The organism is Sphingobacterium sp. JUb56 (assembly GCF_014191365.1).
Lineage (GTDB): Bacteria > Bacteroidota > Bacteroidia > Sphingobacteriales > Sphingobacteriaceae > Sphingobacterium > Sphingobacterium anhuiense.
The window spans coordinates 4187071-4205391 of the sequence record NZ_JACHWL010000001.1 but is presented as its reverse complement, the minus strand read 5'-3'; the positions used below and the strand labels follow the sequence as shown (position 1 = coordinate 4205391).

Sequence of the window (18321 nt, the reverse complement as noted above, 5' to 3'; positions counted from 1 at the left end):
GGGTTTATGAATTAACATTTTTTTACACTTGAATCTTATGTTTGGATTGCAATGAGTACAGATGATGATATAGGCCGCTACCTTTGCTCATTAATTCGATATGATTTCCTGATTCGGACACCACGCCGTTTTCGATGACCATAATTTGATCGGAGTCTACAATAGTAGACAATCGATGTGCGATGATAATGGAAGTTCTTCCTTTCATTAATTCTTCAAGTGCTAATTGTACTTGTCTTTCTGATTCGGAATCCAATGAAGATGTTGCTTCATCCAAGATAAGGATCGCAGGATCTTTCAATAAAGCGCGCGCAATTGCGATACGTTGACGTTGACCTCCGGATAATTTAACACCTCGTTCACCTACCAGTGTATCATAGCCCTCCGGGAAATTCATAATAAAATCATGTGCATTTGCACGTTTTGAAGCTGTAATGATATGATCAGCATCAGCATCTAAGCGCCCATAAGCAATATTTTCACGGATAGTACCGCCAAAAAGTAAGACATCTTGTGGAACAATGGCGACTTGATTACGGATGTCGGACAATAAATAATCAGCGCTGCTCATCCCATCATAAAGAATCTCTCCGCTGTCAGGTTTGTAAAATTGCAATACCAAAGAAGCAATAGTTGACTTACCAATGCCACTCGGGCCGACGATCGCAATTTTTTGTCCAGCTTTCGCATGAAAGGTAATATCTTTTAATATTTTAATATCAGGTCTGCTAGGATAAGAGAAAGATACATGGTTGAAAGTCAGATCACCATGAAAATGTTTACGGATCTCTTTAGAAGATTCATCGATTGTGATACTTTCCTGTTCTTCCTGTAGGATTTCCAGTACGCGTTCGCTTGCTCCCAGAGCTTTCTGAATATTGGCATAGAGTTCTGGAAAACTCCCCATAGATCCAGCAACGAACATCGAATATAGAATGTAAGTGGTCAAATCTCCAACAGACATTTCTCCTAAAAACACTAGAGTAGAACCGTACCAGATCACTGCAATGACAGCACCAAAGATACAGAAGATGATAAAGGAAGCAAATGCACCACGATATGTTGCACCTTTTACTGCTAAGCCAACAACGGCATCTAGTTTATTGGAATATCTGTTTGATTCATAATATTCATTGACAAAAGCTTTAACATTGCTGATTCCCTGTAATGTCTCTTGCACGATGGTGTTAGATTCTGCCAATTTATCTTGAGCCTGACGTGATAGATTTCTGATGAATTTACCAAATACAATAGCTGTTACAACGAGTACTGGCAAAATGCATAAGTTCATTAAAGCTAGCTTTGGTGATACAAAAACTAATAATGCAACACCAAATGCTAAGCTGATACACTGTCTCAAGATTTCAGCTAAAGTAGTTGTCATAGTGTCTTGTATCTGCGCTAAATCTGCAGATAACCTACTGTTGAGTTCGCCAACGCGACGATTGGCAAAATACTCCATAGGAAGTGATATCAATTTCTGGTATGAATCCTGGCGAATTGATGCGAGAGATTTTTCTGCAATCTCCACAAATAGGCGAATTCTAAAAAAAGAGACAATGGAAGTAAAAGTGAGGATAACAAAAGCGATGGATCCTATTTCAAAAACATCGGCTGGGAGCCATGTGTAAGTTTGTTTTCCTTCAGAAGCATCAATCATTGCACCTAAAAGTGCTGGGAAAGTCAGCATTGCCAAACTTGAAAGTATCAAGAAAAGCATTCCTAACAAAAACTTGGTTCTAAATGGTTTTAGATACGATAGTATTTGTGCCGCTCTTTTTAATAATTCCTTATTAAGTTTCGGTTTTGGTAGTTCTTCTTCTTGCTTATTTCCGCTGTTAAATCCTCTTGCCATAGCACCAATCAATTTAATATTGAGACCTGCAAAAGTAACTACTCTTCATTAATCACTTATCATCCTTTAGTAATTTTTTGATTTCGGTATACTAAATAACTCAGAACAGCTATGATAGCGAGGGCGATATAAAGTAAAATATTTGAACTATTGTCACTTCCTTCTAGATTTTCGATGTCTTTTTTGAGTTTCTCATTCTCTTTTTGCAGCTTATTGATGGTGCCCATGTAAGCAGAAACCTGTTTGTCATATTCCGAAGCTAGATTCTGGAACTTCTGTTTTTCATCATCTTTGATGCTGATGAGTCTACGTGTTTCCAAAAAAATATTGTTGTCGGTGATGACGATATTTTTTAAAATATCTATGGTGCGCTGCATATCATCTTTCGATTTAAAAAGCCCAAATATGGCTGATTTCTTTTCCAGACTTAGATCGTATTCTCCAAATTTTACTTTACGATCTTCAATAAGTTTATTGACACGCATACGTTGTGCCTCAAAGGAAGTTGAGTCTGCATTTTGTGCGCTAACAGCAAAACCTGTCAGAAAGAATAGAAGAAAAGAAAGACTTTTTATAAACTGCATATTCAAATGATATTTTTTTAAAATCTTGGATAAGACAAAAAAAAGGAATAAAAGTTTAATCGCTCGTTTTTCTTATTAATTGTGGAATTCGATTCTGATGATATGAGATTCATCATCAAATAATCCTAAGAGCTGACTTGCGTTTGCTTTATTCATAGCGATCTCCAGATAATTACTGATTCCGAACAAACATAGTTTTTCTCCCTCCGTTACCTCATTGTAGTTCCATGATAAATTGGTGATGGTTTCACTTCTTTTAAAATAGAGTGTGAAGCTTCTACCTTTTTGTACACGGTTAAATAATTCCTTGGAGATATTGGTAATCGCATTTCCAAAAGCATCGACATAGACGACATTACCGCGGATGGTATCATTATCATATATAGGTTGTAACGTAACTTTTTCAACGGTTTGATCTATGGAATTGCCAATATCCGTTAATTTACCGCCTTTCGCGATATGACAGGCCGATTTGGTCAAAATATCAGCAAGTGGAAAATGTAAGTATCGAAGATCCTGAATCAAATTAAGTTCAACAAGTTCTTGAGGTTTGTCACCATTTAAGAGTAAGCTAAAGATGCCATTGTCAGCACCTACAAAGAAGTGATCATTATACTTCATTGCCACGTAACGTGATCCTTCATGAAATAAGGTGTTGATTCCAATGATATGGACTGTTTTTTTTGGGAAATAATGATAAGCATTGGCCAGCACAAAAGCTGCTCTCGGAATATTGAAGGCAGGTATCTCGTGTGTAATATCAACAATTCGAACATCCGGAAGTTCCGATATCAAACTGCCTTTAAGTGCTGCTTGATAGAAATCTTTATGTCCTAAATCTGTTGTTAATGTAATAACTCCCATTCTTCTTAATTACCCTTTATGATATACCCTAGAATTCTTTTTGTTAAGGTTTTAATATATAAACTTAATCCTCAAAATTAAAGTAAAATTAACTCAAAAAAAAGAAAAGGTACGCAAAAGTACGTAATGTCTTCTGATAAAAATAAATAGAATGTACATATTCGATCCGATCGATTTGAGTTGGATGTTTTTAATCTTGATATCCACCAATATAAAAATAAAAAATGAACTCTTTTTTTTATTTTTGTTGCATATTCTGATGCTAAAATTGATATTAATACTGTATTTTTGGATATTGGTTGATGTTTGTAGGTAACAGGCCAATATGGAAATAATTCACCTTAAATTGAATGATTTGAACGAATTACAAATTACATTGGATGCTATCAATTTAGCGATACTTTGGGGCGCTCAGAATGAGCACTTTGACTACATAAAAAAACAGTATCCAAAATTGAGAATTGTAGCTAGGGGTAATGAGATGAAGGTATTGGGTGATGAAAAGCAACTTGAATCTTTCAAAAATTCCTTTGACGATGTTATCAACCATTTGGAAAAGTACAATAAACTTTCTTTAATGGATTTGGAAAACCTGATGCAGACAACTTCGGGATCTGCTGTACTGGAAGAAAAAATGCTTGCTGATAAAGCTGCAAGTGTCGGTTCCGAGCCTATTGTTTTTGGGCCTAATGGCATTATTGTGCGTGCACGTACACCGAATCAAAGAAAGATGGTGGATAGCATCACGAACAATGACATCCTTTTCGCTATAGGTCCTGCAGGTACAGGTAAAACCTACACCGCCGTTGCCTTAGCGGTCCGTGCATTACGCAATAAAGAAATCAAACGTATCATCTTAACACGGCCGGCTGTTGAAGCTGGAGAAAATTTGGGCTTTCTTCCGGGAGATCTAAAAGAAAAAGTTGATCCTTACTTACGTCCTTTATACGATGCGCTTGATGATATGATTCCAGCAGAAAAACTCAAAGGATATCTCGAGAATAGAACCATTGAGGTCGCTCCGTTAGCTTTTATGCGTGGACGTACTTTAGATAATTGTTTTGTGATTTTGGATGAAGCACAGAATGCAACCGATATGCAATTGAAAATGTTTTTAACCCGGATGGGACCGACAGCAAAATTCATTGTTACGGGTGACGTGACGCAGATTGATTTACCAAGAAAGAATCAGTCAGGACTAGCAACTGCTGTACGATTGCTGGATAATATTGAGGGTATTGATATTATACATTTAAACGGTTCAGATGTTGTGAGGCACAAATTAGTGAAACGCATTTTAGAGGCTTACGGAGATATTTAATAGTCAATAATAAATTTGAGATAGAGAGATACTATCCATTCATCAATATATGAACGCAATACAAGAAACAAATTTCAATTTCGAAAATCAAACCTCTTTTTACAGAGGTAAAGTACGTGATGTATATACCATTGCTCATGAATATTTAGCTATGGTGGCTTCAGATCGTATTTCGGCATTCGATGTGGTATTACCAAAACCTATCCCTTATAAAGGACAGGTATTGAATCAGATCGCTGCAAAATTTTTGAAAGCAACGGAAGATATTCTGCCAAACTGGGTAGTTTCTGTTCCGGACCCAAGTGTTACGATTGGTAAAATGTGTGAGCCTTTTAAAGTAGAAATGGTGATCCGAGGCTATTTATCTGGTCACGCTTGGAGAGAGTATAGTGCAGGAAAACGTTCGGTATGTGGCGAAGCGCTACCAGAGGGGTTGAAGGAAAATGATAAATTACCTGAACCTATTATTACTCCCACGACAAAAGCAGCAGTAGGTCACGATGAGGATATTTCTAGAGATGCTATTTTAGCAAGAGGAATCGTGAGTGAAGAAGATTATATCCAGTTGGAGAAATATACAAAAGCATTATTTCAACGAGGTACTGAAATCGCAGCTGAAAGAGGATTGATCTTGGTGGATACCAAATATGAATTTGGCAAAAAAGATGGTCAGATTATTTTGATCGATGAAATTCATACACCAGATTCTTCCCGTTATTTTTATGCGGAAGGTTATGCTGAACGTCAGGCAAGTGGTGAAGCACAAAAGCAATTGTCGAAAGAGTTTGTACGCAAATGGTTAATTGAAAACGGATTTCAAGGTAAAGATGGACAGCAGGTTCCGGAAATGACAGATGAAATAATAAAATCAATTTCTGAGCGATATATCGAACTTTATGAGCATATTGTAGGCGAGAAGTTTGTTTATCCAAATCAAGAAGATGTTTTGGAACGTGTAGAACGGAATGTGACTCAAGCTTTAAAACAACTAAAATATTAAGAGAAAGGATCTAGATTATGAAATATACGATTGATAAGCATGACCGCTATATTGTAATAGAACCGCTTTGTGATAGCTTAGATGCGGAAAAAGCGATTAAATTAAAAGGTGAGTTTTTGTTGAGAAACACGGTTGGTCAACGTAATATTATTTTAGATTTATCTAATGTGCGTAAAATAGACGAAAGCAGTATTCGCTTGGCACTATTGGCAAATCGTCTTTGTGATTCAAGTGGTGGGCTATTCATTTTAGCAAACTTGGATTCTGAAGTCCTTGAGGTATTGGAAATGTCCCACCTACAGACCAACTTTACGATCGTAAACTCTGTTAAAGATGCTGAAGACCGTGTTTTTGCACACGAAATTGAATTAGATTATAGAGGAGAGAAAGAAAAATAATATGCGATTTGAAGTTTTGATTTTAGGGAATAGTTCCGCAACGCCTATGTACGATAGGCATCCAACTAGTCAAGTCGTAAACTTCAATGAGCAATTGTTCTTAATTGATTGTGGAGAAGGTACACAAATGCAGCTTAGCCGTTATGGCATTAAAAGCAATAAAATAAATCATATTTTTATCAGTCATCTGCATGGAGATCATTACCTCGGTTTAGTTGGGTTATTGTCCTCCATGCACCTGATTGGGCGTAAAAGTGATTTACACCTTTATGGACCAAAGGGACTTGATGAAATATTAGCTGTTCAGTTTAAATATTCAGAGACATTACTTCGCTACGATCTTATTTTCCATGAAACTTCTGCCGACGAACCGCAGGTTATTTTTGAAAATAGAACCATTAAAGTAAGTACATTCCCTTTGACTCACCGAATTCCCTGTACGGGCTTTCGTTTTGATGAGGGACAGCGTTCACGACACCTACTTGTAGAAGATATTGAGGAGGCCGGTATACCTGTTGCTTATTATCAATTATTGAAAAATGGGGTGGACTATGTTCGTGAAGATGGACAGGTGTTCAGCGCATCAGATTATACTTTGCCTGCACCATTATCCCGCAGTTATGTGTACTGTTCAGATACCATTCGTACAGCAAACTACTTACCCTATATTCAACATGCGACATTAATCTACCACGAATCTACTTTTCTCCATGAGATGGTCGATCGTGCAAAGGAAACTTTTCATACTACAGCCCTGGAGGCTGCAGAGATAGCCAAGGAAACGCATGCAGATAAATTACTATTAGGTCATTATTCTGCACGATATAAAGATTTACAGCCTTTATTACTTGAGGCGCAGTCTGTTTTCCCGAAAACGATGCTATCGCAAGAGGGAAAATGGTTTTCGGTATAATGTTATTTGTAAAATCTCCCTGTTATATTAAATTACGCCAAAAATTTTCAGAAGGGAGCAATAAAGTTATATTTGAGCGGCATGCGTCAATACCTATGAACTAACAATAAATAAGGCTAAATTTCTATTGATCTGTAATTATATTGTGGATGTAAGCAAATTTATCTAAGTTTACGATTTAAAATTTAATAATTTAATGGATACTCCATTCAACTTAACGAAACTTTTACGGGAAAATATTAAAAATCTCGTACCTTATTCTTCTGCTAGAGATGAATTCAAGGGGGAAGCATCTATCTTAATTGATGCCAATGAAAACGCTTTTGGTTCTCCTTTAGCGCATAACTATAACCGTTATCCAGATCCTCTGCAACATCAACTTAAGCATAAGCTAGCACATATTAAGGGAGTGCCTGCAGAGAATATGTTCTTAGGTAATGGAAGTGACGAGGCTATTGATATCTTATTTCGTGCATTTTGTCGTCCAGGTGTTGATAATGTAATTTTAGTCCCACCTACATACGGCATGTATGAGGTTTCAGCCAACATCAACGATGTTGCTTTTCGGAAGGTAAATTTAACAAAGGAGTATCAATTGGACTTAGAGGGCATTGAAAATGCTGTCGATGAGCATACTAAATTGATCTTCATTTGTTCACCGAATAATCCAACCGGTAATACGATAAATCGTCATGATATCGAAACCATTTTGAACAACTTTGATGGTCTGGTTGTGGTGGATGAAGCTTATATTAATTTTTCACAAACTAAATCCTTTACTCAGGAATTGGCCGAATACCAAAATTTAGTTGTTTTACAGACGCTTTCAAAAGCATGGGGCTTAGCAGCTTTACGTTTAGGGATGGCCTTTGCAAGTACCGAAATTATTTCGGTGTTCAATAAGATAAAACCACCGTATAACATTAACCAAGCGACACAGGATATTGTTCTGGAAGCATTAGATCAAGTTGATCAGGTTAATAGCTGGATCAAACAAACTGTGGTGGAACGTGAAAAGTTAGTGCAGGGATTGTACAAACTGGATATGGTCCAACACATTACTCCTTCTGACGCCAACTTTATTTTGGTAAAAATGAATGATCCAAGAGCAGTATATGCCTATTTGGTATCACACGGTATCATTGTACGTGACCGCTCGAAAGTGGAACTTTGTGAAGGCTGTCTTCGAATTACAATCGGTACACCAGAAGAGAATAGTATATTATTGGAAAAATTAACCACAATCAACATATAAAATAATGCCTAATCAGCTTAAACGTGTATTGTTTATCGACCGTGATGGTACTTTAATTTTGGAACCTGAGGATCAACAAATTGATTCTTTTGCTAAACTTAAATTTTACCCAGGTGCATTGCAATACCTTCCACGCATCGCGAAAGAATTAGATTTCGACTTAGTATTAGTTTCTAACCAAGATGGTCTGGGTACAGATGTTCATCCAGAAGAAAACTTTTGGCCTGTCCATCAATTTATACTGGATACATTTGCGGCTGAAGGTGTAGTTTTTTCTAAAGAACATATCGACCGTACGTTTCCTCATGAAAATGCGGCTACACGCAAGCCAGGTATTGGTATGCTATTGGATTATTTCGATCCTTCACAATATAATCTAGCACAGTCTTTTGTTATCGGAGATCGTGTCAATGATGTAAAGCTGGCTCAAAATCTAGGTGCTAAAGCTATTTGGCTACGTAATAATGATGACTTAGGGGCTTTGGAAAATGTACAGATTGATGCAGAAACAATTGGTCTTGAAACAACCGACTGGAAGTCTATTTATGAATACCTGAAGTTAGGAACACGCACCGGTGAACATCATCGTAAAACGAATGAAACGGATATTTATATCAAATTGAATTTAGATGGTTCAGGAAAAGGTGATATTGAAACAGGTTTGCCATTTTTTGACCATATGCTGGATCAGATTGCCCGTCATGGTGCAATCGATCTGACAGTAAAAGCGAAGGGTGATTTACATATTGATGAACATCATACGATAGAAGATACTGGTATTGCGCTGGGAGAAGTATTCTTAAAGGTTTTGGGTGATAAACGTGGTATTGAACGTTATTCATATACATTACCTATGGATGATTGCTTAGCGCAGGTTGCTTTGGATTTTGGTGGCCGTAATTGGATTGTTTGGGAAGCTGATTTTAAGCGTGAGAAAATTGGTGATATGCCTACAGAGATGTTTTTCCACTTTTTCAAATCATTTTCGGATGCATCTAAGTCTAATTTAAATATCAAAGCTGAAGGTGAAAATGAGCACCATAAGATCGAAGCAATATTTAAGGCTTTTGCCAAATCAATAAAGAAAGCTGTACGTCGTGATGCTGATAATATGGAGCTCCCGAGTACGAAAGGAGTTTTGTAATCGGGAGATTAGAGATATTAGATTTGAGACGATAGATAATAGATTGGAGACCGTATATCGTTTCCTAAATTCTAAAAAAATAGCATATAAGAAAATCAGATATCTTCAATCTCATGTCTGATATCTATTATCTGACATCTAAAAAAACAAAAATGATAGGAATTATAAATTACGGAGCAGGTAATATATTTTCATTGACAGCAGCTTTAGATCGTGTTGGACTAGCCTATGGCATGGTCAATAAGGAAGAAGAGCTGGAACAATATGATCGAATTATCATTCCTGGAGTAGGACATGCAGGTGCAGCGATGCAAAAACTGCGTGACTCAGGTTTAGCTTCATGTATCCATAACATTGATAAGCCTGTTCTGGGTATTTGTGTGGGCATGCAGTTGCTAACGGATTTCTCAGAAGAAGGAAATGCCTCTTTATTATCCATTATACCTTTGAAGACTTTACACTTTGATAAAAAAATCAAGGAAAAAGTTCCGCATATGGGTTGGAATAGTGTATCGATCAGAAATGACAATCCATTATTCAGCAATATAGAAGATAATGCTTATTTTTACTTTGTACATTCGTATTTCATTGAGTATGATGCGAAATACACGGCAGCAATGTGTGCCTATGGATTGCCTTTTTCGGCCGCTATAGCAAAAGGTAATTTTTATGGTGTGCAGTTTCATCCTGAAAAATCAGGAAAGGCTGGAGAGCAATTATTAGTGAATTTTTCAAAATTAAGTTAGAAAATAAAAAACAGTTTACAATGTATATTATACCCGCAATTGATGTATTAGATAAGAAAGTTGTTCGTCTAAGAGAAGGAAATTATGACGATGTTACTACTTATGAAATCAGTTTAGAAGAGCAGATTGAGAAGTATCATGCAAATGGTACAGAATTGGTACATATCATTGATTTAAATGGTGCAAAAGGTGATTTTAGTAATCAAGAATATTTATTTGATATCATTCAAAAAACAGAAATGAAAATTCAATACGGTGGCGGTGTTCGTAGTATTGATAAAGTTAAAGAATTGGTTGATGCTGGTATTTACCGTGTTATTGTTGGTACTCAGGCAATCACTAATCCATCATTTTTGGAAGAATTAAGTAGCTTGAATGAAGGTAAAGTTAAATATGCTGATCATATCGTTATTGCAATTGATGTATTGGATGAGGTGATTAAATATTCAGGTTGGCTGGAATCTTCTCCAATCAAGTTAATTGCATATATCGATAAGTGTTTAGCTTTAGGTTTTTACCGTTTCTTATGTACGGATATCAGCAAAGATGGTAAATTAGGCGGTGCTGGTGTTGAATTATATAAGAAATTATTAGATCATTCTCCTATAATTAAATTAATCGGATCTGGTGGTATCAGTTCAATGGAAGACATCAGCAACTTAAAAGCATTGGGAAGAATGGAATCTGTTGTTGTTGGTAAAGCGATCTATGAGAATAGAATTTCAATTGAAGAGATTAAAGATTGGAATCTGAAATCGTTAATTAACTTCTAAGGATGTTAGCAAAACGTATAATTCCTTGTCTTGATGTTAAAGATGGCCGCACAGTAAAGGGAGTTAATTTTGTTGATTTACGTGATGCTGGTGACCCAGTTGAATTGGCATGGCAGTATTCTGAACAGGGAGCTGATGAATTGGTCTTTTTAGATATTGCAGCCACGCATGAAGGGCGTAAAACAACTATTGACCTGGTTAAGGCTGTTGCGCGTCAGGTCAATATTCCATTTACAATCGGAGGTGGAATTAACGAAATGAAAGATGCTGAGATTTTGTTGAATGCTGGAGCGGATAAGATTTCGATCAACTCTGCTGCTGTTCGTAATCCACAATTAATCAATGATCTAGCGGCGGCCTTTGGTGCGCAATTTGTTGTGGTTGCGATTGATACGCGTTTTTTAGAAAATCAAAATTTTGTTCACTTGAGTGGAGGTCGTATCAAGACTGATATCAAAACAGAGGATTGGGTACACGAGGCACAGGAAAGAGGGGCTGGCGAGATTTTACTGACATCTATGGACCATGATGGAACCAAGAATGGATTTGATAACGGGTTATTGAAAAAGATTAATGATGCTATTACTATTCCGTTAATTGCATCGGGAGGTGCGGGTAATCAGCAACATTTTGTCGATGTATTTCAACAGGCAAATGTAGATGCCGCTTTGGCAGCATCAGTGTTTCATTACGGTGAAATCCTTATCCCAGAATTAAAGAATACTTTAAGGAGTAATGGCATTGTAGTACGTTAAATTTGCTTACTATAGCAACTCTAATGACTTCATACCATGTACTCGATACTAATTAAAAGAAATGTTAGATTTTTCAAAAAGTGACGGACTTGTCCCTGTAATTGTACAAGACGCCCAAACATTGGAAGTGTTAATGCTCGGTTATATGAACGAAGAGGCATGGCAAAAAACACAAGCCGAGAAGCGTGTTACTTTTTTTTCAAGAAGTAAAAACCGCTTATGGACTAAGGGTGAAGAAAGTGGGAACTTTTTAGAGGTTGTCGGCTTACATATTGACTGCGATAAAGATACGGTATTAATTAAAGCGAGACCTGCAGGCCCTACTTGCCACACAGGTAGCCGCAGTTGTTTTAATACTGATTTTAATCAAAATTTCTTGCTGGAGCTAGAGCGAATCATCAAACATCGCTATGAATTTCCTTCCGATGAATCATATGTTAATCGTTTGCGTTCAAAAGGAATCAATAAGATTGCTCAAAAGGTAGGTGAAGAAGCCGTAGAAACAGTTATCGCTGCATTGACAGAAACAGAGCATGATTTTATTAATGAAACTTCTGATCTATTGTTTCACCTTCTCGTATTATTACGCGAAAAAGGAATTTCATTAGAGACAATTGCTAAGAATCTCGAAGGTAGACATCAATAGTATTGTTCTACGTTATTAAGATGTATAAAATTTGTAAAAAAGGCACCTATGGGTGCCTTTTAAGATTTATAATACGCTGTAAATTTACTGATATAGCTTCTAGTTGATGTAAATTTAGCTAAGTTTGTATAGGGTAATATGATTATGGATACATTAGAAATGGAATTAGCAGCAACATTAACTGGACATCAAAATCCTATCTTCGCTTTGGAGAGAGGATATTTTACCAATACGTTCTTTTCTGGAGGAAATGATAAAGGTGTAGTGGAATGGGATTTGGAAACGAAGTCATTCAAGCGCATTCTTTGTGCGGTAAGTTCTTCAATTTACGCCTTACATCTTATCCCTAATACCTCTTTTTTGGCGATTGCACTTCGTGAGGGTAAGGTTATGATTGTTGATGTTGAAAATCAAAAATTAATAGCGAGCATTCAAGTTTCTAAGAAAGCAATTTTTGCCCTTCAGAGTATTCCGACCAAGAATGAGCTGGTTGTCGTAGGGGAGGACGGTATTGCTAGTGTATGGTGTTTGACAGATTACAAGAAGATATATGAATTTGCTATTTCCTCAAACACAATCCGTACGATTGCTCTTTCTCATGATCAAAAGAAAATCGCATTTGGAGATAAGAACGGAGATATATTTTTATTCTCTGCAGAAGATTTTCATTTTCTATTAGCGAACCAGAAACATACCATGCCGATTACGAGTCTGATCTTCTCTCGTAGCGGACTTGAGCTCTTGAGTGGAGCTAGAGATGCTACATTGAAAATCTCCGACGTAGCAACTTTAAAAGAGCAACATGGGTTTGTTCCGCATATGTTTACCGTATATGGCATTTACCCACATCCCAGTTATCCAGTATTTGCGACGGTTAGCCGGGACAAATCTTTCAAAATTTGGGATGAGGAAACCTATGCTTTACGCAAAACAGTCAGTCGTGATAAATTTTATGACTCGCATACTTTATCGATCAACGCCGGACTTTGGACTACTTCTGGAAAATACTTTCTCACTGCAGGTGATGATAAATTAATCAAAGTCTGGGAGATGAAATTGTCTTAGGTATTCTTAAGAAAGCAAAGCAACTATTTCAGTTAAATATTGCTCATCGACAGCATCGAAATCGTTGAGCTCGCTGCTATCTACATCTAGAATACCGATGATGTTGTTGCCCTTGTAAATAGGGATAACAATTTCTGATTTTGAAAGTGAGCTGCAAGCGATATGCCCAGGAAATTCATCTACATTGGGTACGATAATCGTTCTGTTTTCTTTCCAAGAAGTTCCGCAAACGCCGCGACCATATTGGATCCGTGTGCAGGCTACAGGTCCCTGAAAAGGTGCAAGTACAAGTTGTTCCCCCTCAATTAAATAAAAACCTACCCAAAAAAAATTGAACTGTTCTTTCAATGCTGCAGCAATATTTGCCAGGTTAGCGATTTGATTCGTTTCACCGGTGATCAAGCCTTTTATTTGAGGAAGAAGAGCAATATATTGTTCTTCCTTTGTTCCTTTTTTAATTGTTAAATCTTCTGCCATAAAAAAAGCGCTATTATGCTGTTCAAAGTTAACAGAATAATAGCGCTTGTTAAAAATAAATAATCTTTCTTTACAACTTTTTCAAAGCTAATTTGATCATTCCTTCGACGGTCAGATTTGGATCCGTTTGGATGACAGTATTTAAAACTTTTTCTGAGGTAGCTTTATTGAATCCTAACATAACCAAAGCGGATAATGCTTCGTCTGGTACAGATTGTGCCATTGGAATCGTTGACAAGGATTCTACGCCCTGTTTTTTTAGCTTATCTTGCAATTCTAAAATCAAACGTTGTGCTGTTTTAGGACCAATACCTTTTATTTGCTGAATCAGTGCAACCTGACCATTTACAATAGCAGATTGTATTTCTTCCGGTGTATTGGATGAAAGGATCATACGTCCTGTATTTGGACCAATACCTGATACTGAAATTAGATTTTCAAATAGTTTTTTTTCACCTTCTGTTGCAAATCCGTATAAGGTATGCGCATCCTCCCTAACCTGAAAAGAAATGAATAGCTTACACTGCTCCTGGTCTTTAATCAAGGAAAAAGTATTGAGGGAAATATGGATATAATAGCCAATCCCACCCACGTCGAGAACAACATGGGTAGGTGCTTTATGTGCTAATTTCCCGTTAAAATATGCATACATAGCGATACGGAATTAATTACCTTGTTTTTCGTGAGATTGTACATCGACAACAGCGATCGTTACCATATTCACGATTTCGCGAACTGAACTATCCAATTGTAATACGTGAACTGGTTTGTTCATACCCAATAAGATTGGACCAACAGCCTCGGCGTTGCCTACTTCCTGTAATAATTTGTATGCAATATTTCCAGATTCCAAATTCGGGAATACTAACGTATTTGCTGGTTGTCCTTTCAATGTACTGAATGGAAAGTTTGCTTCTAATAGCTCGCTGTTTAATGCGAAGTTTGCTTGTAAATCACCATCTGCAACAATTTCAGGATGCTCCTGGTGTACGATTTTAATTGCCTCACGAACTTTTGTCGGTGTGTTACCTTCGTTAGAACCGAAATTAGAATAAGAAAGTAATGCAATACGAGGGCTTACATTCATTTTTCTAACTGCTTTATCTAACAATACGGTGATGTCTGCCAACTCTTTTGCTGAAGGCTCTTTGTTAACAGTAGTATCTCCTAAGAAGATAGGGCCTTTTTTTGTTAACATCATGTACATACCCGCAATACGGCTACCTTCTTTTGCTCCGATAACGTGGATTGCTGGTTTGATCGTATTTGCATAGTTTTTTGTTAATCCAGAGATTAATGTATCGGCATCGCCAAACTGCACCATGCTTGCTCCGAAGTAGTTGCGGTCAATTAAAAGCTTTTTAGCATCTAATTTTGAAAGACCGCGACGTTGTCTTTTCACAAACAAATGTTCAACATATTGGTTGACACGTTCTGTTTCCATTTCTTCAAATGGATCAATGATCTGTACGCCTGCTAATTCAAAACCGTACTCATTAATTAAAGCATTGATTTTTCCTTTTTTACCTAACAGAATAGGAACTGCAATACCTTCTTCTTTTACGATCTGTGCCGCACGAAGTGTTTTGTAGTTATCTGCCTCAGCAAAGACAACACGTTTAGGATTACGTTTTGCTGCCATTGTCAAGTTACGCATAATAGCATCATCTTGACCTAATCTTTTACGAAGAGTTTCTCTGTATTTATCCCAATCTTCGATTGTATGTTTGGCAACACCTGATTCAATCGCTGCTTTTGCAACTGCTACTGAAACTTCAGTGATCAAACGTGGATCATTAGGTTTTGGGATGATATAATCTGCTGAGAATTTTAGATTATTGGTATTATATGCTAAGTTTACTTCTTCTGGAACTGGTTGTTTAGCGAGGTCAGCAATTGCTTTTGTAGCTGCCACTTTCATCTCTTCGTTGATCGCTGTTGCACGTACGTCTAACGCACCACGGAAGATGTAAGGAAAACCTAACACATTGTTAACTTGGTTCGGATAATCTGAACGTCCTGTGCCCATAATGACATCGTTACGTGTTGCAATTGCTAAGTCGTAAGCGATCTCCGGGTTAGGATTTGCCATTGCTAATACAATCGGCTGGTTAGCCATTGTCAATAACATTTCTGGAGTCAACACATCTGCTGCAGAAAGTCCGATGAAAACATCAGATCCGTTTACCGCATCAGCAAGCGTATGGATATCACGGTCAGTAGCGTAGGTAGCTTTCATCGCATCTAACGTTTCACGGTCACGACGGATTACACCTTTACTGTCTAACATAACAATATTTTCTTTTCTTGCACCAGCAGATACATACATACCTGTACAAGAAATAGCGGCAGCACCTGCGCCGTTTACGACGATTTTAACATCCTCGATATTTTTTCCGATCAGTTCGCACGCATTGATCAAGGCTGCACAAGAAATAATTGCTGTACCATGCTGATCATCATGCATAACCGGAATATTCATTTCCGCTTTTAGGCGTCTTTCGATTTCAAAACATTCTGGAGCTTTAATATCTTCCAGGTTGATACCGCCAAAGGTAGGTTCCATTGCTTTTACGATATTGACAAACTCATCTACATTTTTTGTGTCAAGTTCAATGTCAAAAACATCGATATCAGCGAAGATTTTAAATAATAGACCTTTTCCCTCCATAACTGGTTTGCCGGCTACAGCGCCAATATCTCCAAGACCTAGAACAGCCGTACCATTACTAATAACTGCAACTAAATTACCTTTTGCAGTATATTTGTAAGCATCTTCATTATTTGCAGCGATAGCTAAACAAGGCTCAGCAACCCCTGGCGAATAAGCTAGCGATAAGTCTCTTTGAGAATTTGTTGGCTTGGTTGGCACAACAGCTATTTTACCAGGTCTACCCATTGAGTGGTAGTCTAATGCCGCTTGTTTACGATTTACATTACTCATTTTAATTCTTTTATATAGTGCTAGTTTGTTAAACTAAGGTTACAAATGTATCATTCTTTTTTTGAGAAAGAAATGATAAATAGTCAAAAATTTATTCTGAAGTGTCAATTTATTTTAAGGCATCAAGAAGTGTGAACATTCGTTTGCGCATTGCACTAGTCGATCCTGAGTAATTATTCACTAACAAGGTGAAGGTGAATTTCTCTCCTGTGCTATTATTTTGGATACCGGTATAGCCTAAAGCTCCTCCAATCGTACCGCTTTTCATCTTCATATTATTGTATTCGGGCAGACTTTTATAGAATTCGGGAAACCAGGATTGTGATTGTGCATACTGCATAATCTTGGTCATGGCAGCGGTTGTCACTCTATTTTGTGGAGAAAGACCAGATCCATCCTGATTGTTGAGTTCACTGCTATTGATCTGCAATTTATTTTCCCAATATTTTTGAATAAAGGTTGCTCCCTCACTTGTTTCAGTCTTTTGTGCCGTTTGGTATGCAATTGCTTTCAGTAATGCTTCACCGTATAGGTTAATACTTTTTTGGTTGAACCAGTAGATAATCGCAGCAAGATCGGGTGATTCATGGGTGTCCAGAAGATGTCTTGAGATTTCTGCTGTTGAAATCGCTTTACTATTACTCGGTAATTCAGCGGTTTTAATGCCGACATTCTTAAGTGCCTTTGTTAATTGAAAGGCAACATCATAAGCTGGATCCGGTACGGAGATTTCAATTGTTTTTTTAAGATCTGAACCATACGTGCCCCGGATGTAAATGTTTGTAGCATATGGACCTGAATAGGCGTATACATTGTCTCCTGAGCCGTTTTTTCCGGTAGTAACTTCATTCGTGATTTTTATATAGGAAAGATCCGCAGTAAGCTTTTGTATTGTTGCTGGTTTTCCAAGCGCATCGTTAGGTGTGAAAACTACTCCTACGGCATTTTCCCGCCAATTCAGCGATGATACGCCCGCACCATAATAGTTTCCAATGTCGGACCAGATCCAGCCTCCAGGAACTTTATATCCTTGGTAGCGACTGTCATCCCCGATGATACGGCCTTTAATTTCCTTAATACCTGCATTCTGGATTGCATAGATCCATTTGTTGAGTATCTGTTCTTCACTGGTTTCGGGGTAACGGTTACTTCCCAACGTGGGATCTCCACTACCTTCAATAATAATATCTCCATGGAGCACGCCGTCGGCCTGAATAGTTCCGGTATATGATAGATTGGTTTTAAATTTAAAATCCTTGCCTAGAATATCAAATGCTGTGCTGGCGGTGATAATCTTCATCGTAGAAGCCGTTGCTAATCCTATCTCTTGATTATGCTGAAAAATGGGTGTTCCTGTGCTTGCATCAAATACGGATAGCGATGCTGTACCATTTTTTAACGAAGGGTCTTTTTCAAATTGACGATAAGCTTCTTCAATTTTGGTTTTTGTTGCTGACTGTGAAAAAGTAGGAATACTGTATAACGGGGATAAGCAGATACTGAGAAGGGTAAGGGATATACTGGTTTTCATTAATATTAAATCTTTCTGTTTTCATAAAGATACTATTGTTTGATCAAAAG

At 37.3% G+C, this 18321-nt stretch carries 18 protein-coding genes; 11 read left to right on the top strand and 7 right to left on the bottom strand.

Annotated features, from left to right (window positions below):
• Positions 1-22 precede the first annotated feature (22 nt).
• The 3 genes from FHR29_RS17855 to FHR29_RS17845 form a co-directional block, all read right to left on the bottom strand.
• Positions 23-1855, bottom strand: a complete 1833-nt coding sequence (locus FHR29_RS17855; protein WP_183916120.1) for an ABC transporter ATP-binding protein — start codon at positions 1853-1855, stop codon at positions 23-25.
• A gap of 59 nt (positions 1856-1914) precedes the next feature.
• Positions 1915-2439 (bottom strand): hypothetical protein, encoded by a 525-nt coding sequence (locus FHR29_RS17850; protein WP_183916118.1) that lies wholly within the window; start codon positions 2437-2439, stop codon positions 1915-1917.
• Between the two features lie 75 nt (positions 2440-2514).
• The gene (locus FHR29_RS17845; protein ID WP_183916116.1) at positions 2515-3303 is read right to left on the bottom strand and encodes an S-adenosyl-l-methionine hydroxide adenosyltransferase family protein; all 789 of its coding nucleotides are present in this window, start codon (positions 3301-3303) and stop codon (positions 2515-2517) included.
• A gap of 355 nt (positions 3304-3658) precedes the next feature.
• On the opposite strand from FHR29_RS17845, the gene FHR29_RS17840 reads away from it, so the two are divergent.
• The 11 genes from FHR29_RS17840 to FHR29_RS17790 all read left to right on the top strand — a co-directional run bounded on the left by FHR29_RS17840 (position 3659) and on the right by FHR29_RS17790 (position 13319).
• On the top strand, positions 3659-4624 hold the full coding sequence (locus FHR29_RS17840; RefSeq protein WP_132772558.1) for a PhoH family protein: 966 nt from the start codon (positions 3659-3661) through the stop codon (positions 4622-4624).
• 49 nt (positions 4625-4673) lie between these two features.
• Positions 4674-5624 (top strand): phosphoribosylaminoimidazolesuccinocarboxamide synthase, encoded by a 951-nt coding sequence (locus FHR29_RS17835; protein ID WP_021189321.1) that lies wholly within the window; start codon positions 4674-4676, stop codon positions 5622-5624.
• Between the two features lie 17 nt (positions 5625-5641).
• The gene (locus tag FHR29_RS17830) at positions 5642-6022 is read left to right on the top strand and encodes an STAS domain-containing protein (RefSeq protein ID WP_132772477.1); all 381 of its coding nucleotides are present in this window, start codon (positions 5642-5644) and stop codon (positions 6020-6022) included.
• Position 6023: 1 nt separating this feature from the next.
• Positions 6024-6935: a ribonuclease Z gene (locus tag FHR29_RS17825; RefSeq protein ID WP_183916114.1), complete on the top strand. Its 912-nt coding sequence runs from the start codon at positions 6024-6026 to the stop codon at positions 6933-6935.
• Positions 6936-7131: 196 nt separating this feature from the next.
• A complete protein-coding gene (gene hisC, locus FHR29_RS17820) occupies positions 7132-8190 on the top strand; it encodes a histidinol-phosphate transaminase (protein WP_183916112.1) in 1059 nt (352 codons plus the stop codon).
• Positions 8191-8194: 4 nt separating this feature from the next.
• Positions 8195-9334 (top strand): bifunctional histidinol-phosphatase/imidazoleglycerol-phosphate dehydratase HisB, encoded by a 1140-nt coding sequence (gene hisB / locus FHR29_RS17815; protein ID WP_183916110.1) that lies wholly within the window; start codon positions 8195-8197, stop codon positions 9332-9334.
• Between the two features lie 152 nt (positions 9335-9486).
• The gene (gene hisH / locus FHR29_RS17810; protein ID WP_031287866.1) at positions 9487-10080 is read left to right on the top strand and encodes an imidazole glycerol phosphate synthase subunit HisH; all 594 of its coding nucleotides are present in this window, start codon (positions 9487-9489) and stop codon (positions 10078-10080) included.
• A 20-nt stretch (positions 10081-10100) separates the two neighbouring features.
• Positions 10101-10853, top strand: coding sequence for a HisA/HisF-related TIM barrel protein (locus tag FHR29_RS17805; RefSeq protein WP_183916108.1), 753 nt, complete (start codon positions 10101-10103; stop codon positions 10851-10853).
• 2 nt (positions 10854-10855) lie between these two features.
• Entirely contained in the window at positions 10856-11608 is a 753-nt protein-coding gene (gene hisF, locus FHR29_RS17800) for an imidazole glycerol phosphate synthase subunit HisF (RefSeq protein ID WP_183916106.1), read from the top strand.
• A gap of 61 nt (positions 11609-11669) precedes the next feature.
• A complete protein-coding gene (gene hisIE, locus FHR29_RS17795) occupies positions 11670-12254 on the top strand; it encodes a bifunctional phosphoribosyl-AMP cyclohydrolase/phosphoribosyl-ATP diphosphatase HisIE (protein WP_132772467.1) in 585 nt (194 codons plus the stop codon).
• Between the two features lie 144 nt (positions 12255-12398).
• On the top strand, positions 12399-13319 hold the full coding sequence (locus FHR29_RS17790; protein WP_183916104.1) for a WD40 repeat domain-containing protein: 921 nt from the start codon (positions 12399-12401) through the stop codon (positions 13317-13319).
• Between the two features lie 6 nt (positions 13320-13325).
• Here FHR29_RS17790 and FHR29_RS17785 read toward each other — a convergent pair whose 3' ends face one another.
• From FHR29_RS17785 to dacB, 4 genes are all read right to left on the bottom strand, one after another.
• On the bottom strand, positions 13326-13796 hold the full coding sequence (locus tag FHR29_RS17785; RefSeq protein ID WP_183916102.1) for a GAF domain-containing protein: 471 nt from the start codon (positions 13794-13796) through the stop codon (positions 13326-13328).
• Positions 13797-13866: 70 nt separating this feature from the next.
• Positions 13867-14448, bottom strand: coding sequence for a Holliday junction branch migration protein RuvA (gene ruvA / locus FHR29_RS17780; RefSeq protein WP_183916100.1), 582 nt, complete (start codon positions 14446-14448; stop codon positions 13867-13869).
• A gap of 12 nt (positions 14449-14460) precedes the next feature.
• Positions 14461-16740 carry an NADP-dependent malic enzyme gene (locus FHR29_RS17775; RefSeq protein ID WP_183916098.1) on the bottom strand — a complete coding sequence of 760 codons (2280 nt, stop codon included), beginning with the start codon at positions 16738-16740 and terminating at the stop codon, positions 14461-14463.
• A gap of 109 nt (positions 16741-16849) precedes the next feature.
• Positions 16850-18271 (bottom strand): D-alanyl-D-alanine carboxypeptidase/D-alanyl-D-alanine-endopeptidase, encoded by a 1422-nt coding sequence (dacB, locus tag FHR29_RS17770; RefSeq protein ID WP_183916096.1) that lies wholly within the window; start codon positions 18269-18271, stop codon positions 16850-16852.
• Positions 18272-18321 lie beyond the last annotated feature (50 nt).